This is a genomic window from Aeromonas sp. R1-1, from assembly GCF_040908495.1.
Taxonomy (GTDB): domain Bacteria; phylum Pseudomonadota; class Gammaproteobacteria; order Enterobacterales; family Aeromonadaceae; genus Aeromonas; species Aeromonas veronii.
On the sequence record NZ_JBFODV010000277.1, the window covers coordinates 1 to 8,912 of the forward strand.

The 8,912-nt window shown below is 60.0% G+C and carries 9 protein-coding genes; 2 read left to right on the forward strand and 7 right to left on the reverse strand.

The window, feature by feature from the left end; all coding sequences use genetic code 11:
* Both dsbD and AB5Y92_RS18810 read left to right on the forward strand, forming a co-directional pair.
* Positions 1-969, forward strand: a 969-nt coding sequence (gene dsbD / locus AB5Y92_RS18805; RefSeq protein WP_368227376.1) for a protein-disulfide reductase DsbD, incomplete at its 5' end; no start/stop codon positions are given.
* Positions 970-1,100: 131 nt separating this feature from the next.
* Entirely contained in the window at positions 1,101-1,514 is a 414-nt protein-coding gene (locus tag AB5Y92_RS18810) for a hypothetical protein (protein ID WP_159144292.1), read from the forward strand.
* Positions 1,515-1,568: 54 nt separating this feature from the next.
* On the opposite strand, the gene AB5Y92_RS18815 is transcribed toward AB5Y92_RS18810, so the two are convergent.
* The 7 genes from AB5Y92_RS18815 to AB5Y92_RS18845 form a co-directional block, all read right to left on the reverse strand.
* Positions 1,569-2,156, reverse strand: coding sequence for a hypothetical protein (locus AB5Y92_RS18815; protein WP_368227377.1), 588 nt, complete (start codon positions 2,154-2,156; stop codon positions 1,569-1,571).
* A gap of 237 nt (positions 2,157-2,393) precedes the next feature.
* Complete coding sequence (locus tag AB5Y92_RS18820) at positions 2,394-3,698, reverse strand: FAD-binding oxidoreductase (protein ID WP_201987553.1); 1,305 nt, start codon at positions 3,696-3,698, stop codon at positions 2,394-2,396.
* A gap of 159 nt (positions 3,699-3,857) precedes the next feature.
* Positions 3,858-4,937 carry a class II fructose-bisphosphate aldolase gene (fbaA, locus tag AB5Y92_RS18825; RefSeq protein ID WP_005340963.1) on the reverse strand — a complete coding sequence of 360 codons (1,080 nt, stop codon included), beginning with the start codon at positions 4,935-4,937 and terminating at the stop codon, positions 3,858-3,860.
* Positions 4,938-5,052: 115 nt separating this feature from the next.
* Positions 5,053-6,216, reverse strand: a complete 1,164-nt coding sequence (locus tag AB5Y92_RS18830) for a phosphoglycerate kinase (RefSeq protein WP_005335436.1) — start codon at positions 6,214-6,216, stop codon at positions 5,053-5,055.
* A 61-nt stretch (positions 6,217-6,277) separates the two neighbouring features.
* The gene (epd, locus tag AB5Y92_RS18835; RefSeq protein WP_368227378.1) at positions 6,278-7,288 is read right to left on the reverse strand and encodes an erythrose-4-phosphate dehydrogenase; all 1,011 of its coding nucleotides are present in this window, start codon (positions 7,286-7,288) and stop codon (positions 6,278-6,280) included.
* Positions 7,289-7,348: 60 nt separating this feature from the next.
* Positions 7,349-8,278 (reverse strand): ROK family protein, encoded by a 930-nt coding sequence (locus tag AB5Y92_RS18840; RefSeq protein ID WP_368227379.1) that lies wholly within the window; start codon positions 8,276-8,278, stop codon positions 7,349-7,351.
* A gap of 111 nt (positions 8,279-8,389) precedes the next feature.
* On the reverse strand, positions 8,390-8,912 hold a 523-nt coding region (locus AB5Y92_RS18845; RefSeq protein WP_368227380.1), incomplete at its 5' end, for a uroporphyrinogen decarboxylase family protein.

The following is an 8,912-nucleotide window of genomic DNA, read 5'->3' on the forward strand; positions in this document are numbered from 1 at the left end:
CTCTCGGTGATGTTCGTGCTGCTGGCCCTCTCCATGTTCGGACTCTATACCCTGCAACTGCCGAGCGGTTTGCAAACCCGTCTCTCCGGCCTCTCCAACCGCCAGCAGGGCGGCTCAGTAGTCGGGGTCGCCATCATGGGGATGATCTCCGGGCTGGTCTGCTCCCCCTGCACCACGGCGCCGCTCTCGGGGGCGCTGATCTACGTGGCCCAGAGCGGCGATCTCTGGCTCGGCGGGGCGGCGCTCTATGCGCTGTCACTGGGGATGGGTCTGCCGCTGCTGCTGCTCGGCACCTCGGGTGGCAAGCTACTGCCCAAGGCGGGCGCCTGGATGGATGTGATCAAGCAGCTGTTTGGTTTTGCCCTGCTGGCAGTGCCGCTCCTGCTGCTGTCACGGCTATGGAGCGACCAGATTGCTACTCTCGCCTGGCTTGGCTGGGGGCTGCTGCTGTGCGGCTATCTCTATCACCACAACCAGCACCAGCCCCACTCGGTGGCCAAAAGCGTGCGCGGCTTCGTGCTGTTGCTGGCGATGATCAGCGCCGTGGTAGTGGGCAAGGATCTGCTGCAACCGGCCCCCCCTGCTGCCGTCACGGCGGATGCCGGTCAAACGGCGCCGCAGTTTATCCGCATCAAGACGCTGGATGATCTCAAGGTGCAGCTGGCCGCCGCCCGCGGCAAGCCGGTGCTGCTCGACCTCTACGCCGACTGGTGCGTCGCCTGCAAGGAGTTCGAGCACAAGACCTTCAGCGACCCGGCGGTGAGGGTGCGCTTCGGCCAGATGGTGCTGCTGCAGGCGGATGTCACCGCCAACGACGATGCCGATGTGGAGCTGCTCAACGGCCTCAATGTGCTGGGGCTGCCGACTCTCATCTTCTTCGACCGCGAGGGCAAGGAGCTGACAGGCCAGCGGGTCACCGGTTTTATGGGGCCTGCCGAGTTTCTGGGCAAACTTGATCAGCTACGCTGACCAACGGCGCCCCTGTCGACAGGCAGGGACCGCCTCATGCGTTACGCACTGATTTTTCTGGCAATCCCTTGTATATGACCGGCAGCATGGCAGAATTTGCCCTTCGATTGTCTCGCCCGTCCGGAGTTTTGATGAAAAAGTGGTTCATCCCCCTGCTAGCCCTCTGGCTTTATGGCTGCAGTGCAGGGCCCGGTGAAGAGGATATCCGCCAGCAGGTCACCGCCAAGCTGCTGGCCGAGACAGACGCCAACCTGTTCGATATCAGCGACTTCACCATCCTCGGCAAGGAGGAGCGGATGGAGGGGGTCTATCTGGTCAAGGTGAGTTACCAGCTCCACTTCAAACAGGGACTCGATCAGTTGCAGGTGTTGCACGACGAGGACCTGGTCTACGACCGGGTTGGCCCCTTCCAGCAGGAGATGGGTCTGATGGATCTCGAGCGCAAATATGGCGAGTTCGAGGCGGGCCAAGTGCTGCCGCAAGAGGCAGAGGTGTGGATGATGAAGGACGAACAGGGGTGGCGGCTGGCTGAACCGGCCCAATAAAGGGCTTTCCGCCCCTTATGCTCTGCAACGACTCTCCTGCCGTTGCCAACCAGCTCAAACCTGGGTATCGACCCGATACCCTTTTCGCTCGGCAGGTTCGTTCGGCAGCTTGCTGGCCAATCCTGACAGCACCTCCTTGAGGGTGACCCCGCTCTCTGCCGCACCACTGCTCTCCAGCAGCTTGGTCAGCTGGCTCTGCAAGGGGTTGACCGCTTCACGCTCGGCTCCTTGCTCGCTCTCTTTTTCCTGTCCGCCCTGCTGATCCAGCGTCTCCAGCAGGCGCTCCAGATCCCGCTTGAGCGGGTTCTCACTGCTGTCGGCGATGGCGAGTTTGCGCTGTTCCTGCTCTTGCCGCTGTTGTTGCTGCAATGCCAGCTGTTGCTCCTGCTGCTGTTGCAGGGAGTCCATCATGGTGTTGATGAACGCTTCCAGCGAATCCCTGATTGAAACAGTGCCACCGCCGCTGCTCTCCCCTTGCGGTGACAGCCCCAGCTCATCCAGCACAGCGCCAAGGTCGCGCACCAGGCTGTCACTGCCCGTTGATGGTGAAGTTGCAACCCTCTCCTGTGCCTGCACAGCGGGAGAACCCTGCCGTTGCGCCAGCGGGCTGAGCCCGCCTGACGCGACCACATTTATCTCCATCTTGGTCCTCCTCCCCCCGTCTCCAGCCCTTTCTCGGCAAATATTCGGCAATCTGTCAAATCCTTGCCCCTTGGCAGATAACCGCTCTCACACCTAAAAGATAGCGCCAACCGGACGAGATTGGCGCGAATGCATCTTTTGGTCTATAGGGCGGAACGATAGTGCCAACCCGCTATAAACAAGGGGTTGGCAAAAAGGGCCACGTTCAGCCATCACTGCGCAGGCTGACAATGGGGGTCAGAAGATATCCTTCATCCGGTGCCACAGCATACCCAAAGCCAGCAGCGGGGAGCGCAGCGCCGGGCCGCCGGGGAAGGTGATATGGGGCACGCTGGCAAAGAGATCGAAACCCCGGCTCTCGCCGCGGATCGCCTCGGCCACCAGCTTGCCCGCCATATGGGTGGCGTTGAGGCCGTGACCCGAATAGGCCTGGGCGTAGAATACGTTTGGGTATTCCTTCAAGCGGCCAATCTGCGGCAGCCGGTTGGCGCCGATCCCGATCATGCCGCCCCACTGAAACTCGATGGCAGTGCCAGCCAGCTCGGGGAAGACTCGCAGCATCTTGGGCAACATAAAGGCCTTGATATCCTTCGGGTCTCGCCCCGAATAGTTGCAGGCGCCGCCAAACAGCAGGCGGCCATCGGCAGAGAGGCGGTAGTAGTCGAGGGCCACGTTCTGATCGCACACTGCCATGTTTTGCGGCAGCAATCGCTGGCGCAAGCGGCGATCGAGCACCTCGGTGGCGAGGATGTAGGAGCCCGCTGGCAGCACCCGCCCCCCCAGCTCCGGATTTAGGTCGTTGAGATAGGCGTTGCAGCCGATCACCAGATAATCGGCGGTGACCCGGCCATGAGCCGTGGTCACCTCGACCTGCTTGCCGTAATCGATATGGGTCACTCTGGAGTGTTCAAACAGGGAAACCCCGAGGCTGGCGGCGGCGCGCGCCTCGCCCAGCGCCAGATTGAGGGGATGCAGATGCCCTGAGCCCATGTCGATGAGGCCGCCGATATAGCGATCCGATCCCACCACACTATGGATATCTTCCCGCGGGACCAGCTTGAGTTCGTGCTCATAGCCGAGGCTCGCCAGATGGTCGAGATCCTCCTCGAAGCCAGCCAGATGGCGCTGACGGGTCGCGAGGTCGCAGTAGCCCCAGGTAAGATCGCATTCTATCTTGAAGCGTTCGACCCGCTCGCGCACCAGCTGCACCGCCTCCAGCCCCATCAGGTCGAGTTCGCGCACCCCTTCCTCACCAATCCAGCGGGCGAACTGGCTGGTATCGTGGCCGATACCGCGAATAAGCTGACCGCCGTTGCGCCCAGAGGCGCCCCAGCCGATTCGGTTGGCCTCCAGCACCACCACCTTGTAGCCTGCATCAGCCAGGTTGATGGCGGTGTTGAGACCGGTAAAACCGCCGCCGATGATGCAGACATCCGCTTTCAGCTCGGCCTCGAGTTCCAGCCACTGCTGCGGATCGTTGCGGGTCGCGGCGTAGTAGGAGGCGACGTGCTCCTGATATCCGTTGTGCTTTCCTGCCTGCATACTCAGCATCCTGCCTTGGTTGCAAATTGTTTAATAAAATAAGCAAAGTTGTTTCGATAATACCCAGCTACGGCACGGCAAACCAGCTACCACGGATCACAGAAATGCAAAAGGCGCCCCGAAGGGCGCCTGTTCATGCAATCAAGGTGCTGTAACGAATTACAGTACGTCGATGGCGTTCAGGTCGGAGAATGCTTTCTCCAGACGAGCGATCATGGAAGTCTGACCTTCACGCAGCCATACGCGCGGATCGTAGTACTTCTTGTTCGGCTTGTCGGCGCCTTCCGGGTTGCCCAGCTGGCCTTGCAGGTAAGCTTCGTTCTTCTTGTAGAAGTTCAGCAGACCTTCCCAGGTTGCCCACTGGGTGTCGGTGTCGATGTTCATCTTCACTACGCCGTAGGAGATGGACTCGCGGATCTCTTCCAGAGTGGAACCTGAACCACCGTGGAATACGAAGTCCAGAGACTTGGCTGGAACGCCGAACTTCTCGGAAACGTACTTCTGGGAAGCGTCCAGGATGGACGGGGTCAGCTTGACGTTACCCGGCTTGTATACACCGTGTACGTTACCGAAGGAGGCAGCGATGGTGAAACGCGGGCTGATCTTGGACAGACGCTCGTAAGCGTAAGCAACGTCTTCCGGCTGGGTGTACAGAGCGGACTGATCCATGTGGCTGTTGTCGACGCCGTCTTCTTCGCCACCGGTGCAACCCAGTTCCAGCTCCAGAGTCATGTTCATCTTGGCCATGCGGGTCAGGTACTCGCAGCAGATGTCGATGTTCTCTTCCAGAGACTCTTCGGACAGATCCAGCATGTGGGAGGAGAACAGCGGCTTGCCGGTTTCAGCAAAGTGCTTCTCGCCCGCTTCCAGCAGACCGTCGATCCACGGCAGCAGCTTCTTGGCAGCGTGGTCGGTGTGCAGGATTACCGGCACGCCGTAAGCTTCGGCAACAGCGTGAACGTGCTTGGCACCAGAGATGGCACCCAGGATGGCAGCTTTCTGACCTTCCAGCTTCAGACCCTTACCGGCGGTGAACACGGCACCACCGTTGGAGAACTGAACGATAACCGGCGCTTTAACCTTGGCGGCAGCTTCCAGTACGGCGTTAACGGAGTCGGTACCAACGCAGTTTACGGCCGGCAGAGCAAAGCCGTTCTCTTTAGCGATGGCGAACACTTTCTGAACGTCATCACCAGTGATCACGCCGGGTTTTACGAAGTCGAAAATTTTCTTAGACATGTTTAATCGTCCTGTCTCGTATGCCGTTAATAAAAAATGGGGGGTTCATCATGAACCGGCACAGCGGGCACATGATAAACGAAACGGGAGGCTTTTGCCCCCCGTTCCGGGTCAATTAGGCTTTGGCGCGCTGTTCCAGAATCGCAACAGCCGGCAGTACCTTGCCTTCTACGAACTCCAAGAAGGCGCCGCCGCCAGTGGAGATGTAGGAGACTTTGTCAGCGATGCCGAACTTGTCGATGGCAGCCAGGGTGTCGCCACCGCCAGCGATGGAGAAGGCCGGAGAAGCAGCGATGGCTTCAGCGATAACCTTGGTGCCTTCAGCGAACTGGTCGAACTCGAATACACCAACCGGACCGTTCCACAGGATGGTCTTGGCGTTCATGATGATGTCAGCCAGGGCCTTGGCAGAATCCGGGCCGATGTCGAAGATCATGTCGCCGTCGGTCACGTCAGAGACGGACTTGATGGTCGCCGGAGTGGACTCGGAGAACTCGGCACCTACAACCACGTCGGTGGTCACCGGAATGTTGGTCTCAGCAGCCAGTTTCTTGGCGGTGTCGATCAGGTCGTGCTCGCACAGGGACTTGCCGACGTTGTGACCGGCAGCAGCGATGAAGGTGTTGGCGATGCCACCACCGACAACCAGCTGGTCAGCGATCTTGGAGAGGGACTCCAGAACGGTCAGCTTGGTGGAGACCTTGGAGCCGCCAACGATGGCAACCATCGGGCGCTCGGGCTTCAGCATGGCTTTGCCCAGGGCTTCCAGTTCACCCGCCAGCAGCGGACCGGCACAAGCAACAGGTGCGAACTGAGCAACACCGTAGGTGGAACCTTCGGCGCGGTGAGCAGTACCGAACGCATCCATTACAAAGACATCACACAGGGCGGCGTATTTTTTGGCCAGCTCTTCGGTGTTCTTCTTCTCGCCTTTGTTGAAGCGGCAGTTTTCCAGCACAACCAGCTCACCGGCAGCGACTTCTACGCCATCCAAGTAATCCTTGGCCAGGCGAACCGGGCAGGACAGAGCGTCTTTCAGATAGTTGACAACCGGAGCCAGGGAGAATTCTTCGTTGTATTCACCCTCGGTCGGACGACCCAGGTGGGAGGTGATCATCAGCTTGGCGCCCTTTTCCAGAGCCAGCTTGATGGTCGGCAGAGTCGCAACGATACGTGCATCGGAGGTGACCTTGCCGTCTTTTACCGGTACGTTCAGGTCAGCACGGATCAGAACGCGTTTACCCGCCAGATCCAGGTCAGTCATCTTGATAACAGACATATTCAGTCCTCTATATTTTCCAGGTAATGTTAAAAACAGTAACCTTTCGCCCGGGGCAGGCTCAGCCTGCGGCCATCATGGCCCGGGTGGTATCCAGCATCCGGTTCGCGAAGCCCCATTCGTTATCGCACCACATCAACATCTTGACGAGGTTGGCATCGCTCACCCGGGTCTGGGTACCATCAATGATGCAGGAGTGTGCATCATGATTGAAGTCTACGGAGACCAGAGGTTCTTCCGTGTAATCCAGAATACCGTGTAATGTACCTCTGGATGCCCGTTGCAGGGCTTGATTTACGTCAGTAACTGTCACTTTTTTACGAACAGTAATACTGAGATCCATCGCTGTTACATTGATGGTCGGCACCCGCACCGCGATCGCCTCAAACTTGCCGGCGAAGTGGGGCAGGATACGCTCCAGCCCCTTTGCCAGCTTGGTGTCCACCGGAATGATGGACTGACTGGCAGCGCGGGTTCGGCGCAAGTCACTGTGGTAGGCATCGATGACTTGCTGATCATGCATGGCCGAATGAATTGTCGTAATAGTACCACAATTTATCTCGAATTCTCGATGCAATGTTTCAATCACCGGCACCACGCAGTTGGTGGTACAGGAGGCGTTGGAGACGATCCGCTCCGCTCCGGTGAGGGTATGATGGTTGACCCCGTAGACCACGGTGGCATCCATATCCGCATCCGCCGGGTGGGAGAAGAGCACCTTGCCCGCCCCCGCCGACAGATGCAGCTCGGCATCGGCTCGCGAGCCGAATACCCCGGTGCAATCGAGCACCACGTCCACCCCCAGCGCCCGCCACGGCAGCTTTGATGGATCCCGCTCGGCAAACAGGGAGATGAGATCCTCCCCCACCAGCATGCTGTTGCCCGCCAGTTGCACCGGATGGTGGAAGCGACCGTGACTGGTATCGTAACGGGTCAGGTGCACCATGGCCTCGGGGGCCGCCAGCTCGTTGATGGCGACGATCTTGATGGTCTTGTCTCGCCCGCTTTCATAGAGGGCTCGCAACACGTTGCGACCGATCCGCCCGTAACCATTGATGGCAATCTTGATCATCGAGAATCCGTTTCCTTGAACCAGCAACAGGGCGGCACACCGGCCGCCCGGGAACCCCGGCTACGACAGCAGGGCCTCCTTGAATTCACCGCGGGCCAGCAGTGCGGCCCCGAATACCCCGGCACTGTCACCAAGGGCAGGAGCAATAATGGGGGCTCTGAAGCGGGGATTAAAGAGGAAGGGCAAAATTGTCTGCCGCCCGGCGCAGTAAAGGCTCTGCACATTGCCCACCCCGCCGCCGATGACGATCACATCCGGGTCGAGAATGTTGACCACATTGGCCAGCGCCTGACCAAACAGCAGGTGCAGCCGGTCGATGGTGAGCTTGGCCACATGATCGTGAGCCGTGGCGGCCGCGATTTGGGCGAGCGAGAGGCGGCGCTCGGCCTTGGCCTCGTACCAGGCCTCCAGCGCCGGGCCGCTGATCAGGGTCTCGACGCAGCCGCGTTTGCCGCAGTAGCACTCGGGACCATCGGGGGAGAGCACGTTGTGGCCCCACTCGCCGGCGATGCCGTGGTGGCCGTTGAGGATCTGGCCGTTGATGACGATGCCGGAGCCGACCCCGGTGCCCATGATGATGCCGAACACCACTTTCGCATCGGGATGGTGCTGACGCACTGCACCGAGATGGGTTTCTGCCAGCGCGAAGCAGTTGGCGTCGTTGGCGATCAGCACCGGCACGCCCAGCTTGCGCTCCAGATCCTCCTTGAACGGCTTGCCGTTGAGCTCGGTGGTGTTGCAGTTCTTCATCAGGCCGGTCTGCGGATCCCGCGCCCCCGGCGTGCCCATGCCGATGACGGTCGGGCGTTGACCAATCTTCTCGGCGCACTCAGCTACCAGCTTGGCGATCTGGCCGATCATGTGCTCATAACCGCCAGCTCGCTCGGTGGGGATGCGGTGGCGCAGAAGCACCTCGTCACCATCCAGCACCACGCATTCACACTTGGTACCACCAAGATCGATACCCCAATCCAGTGACTTGCTGCTCATCTTGCCTCCTGCACTGGCGCCACTTTCTCGTCGTTGCAGCGCCTATTTCAATGTAAAACGGGGCCTGACGGCCCCGGATTTCAAACAAACTCTTCTTCTCTCGCCCCGACCTTAGCGGCCGTGGTACTGGGCGGAGAGCTCGTGTACAGCGTTGACAAACACGCCAGCGTGTTCCGGGTTCACATCCTGATGGATGCCGTGGCCGAGGTTGAATACGTGGCCGTTGCCGTGACCGAAACCGGCCAGAATGGAGGCCACCTCTTCACGGATGCGAGCCGGGGTAGCGTAGAGCATGGAGGGATCCATGTTGCCCTGCAGCGCCACCTTGTCACCGACCCGACGCTTGGCATCGGCGATGTCGGTGGTCCAGTCCAGACCCAGCGCATCGCAACCGGTGGCGGCGATCTGCTCCAGCCACTGACCGCCGTTCTTGGTGAACAGGGTGACCGGCACGCGGCGACCGTCATGCTCGCGGATCAGGCCATCGACAATCTTGTGCATGTATTGCAGGGAGAAATCGCGGTAGTCGCGCGGGGTGAGCGCGCCGCCCCAGGTGTCGAACACCATGACCGCCTGGGCACCCGCCTTGATCTGGGCGTTGAGGTAAGCAATCACGCTGTCGGCCAGCTTGTCG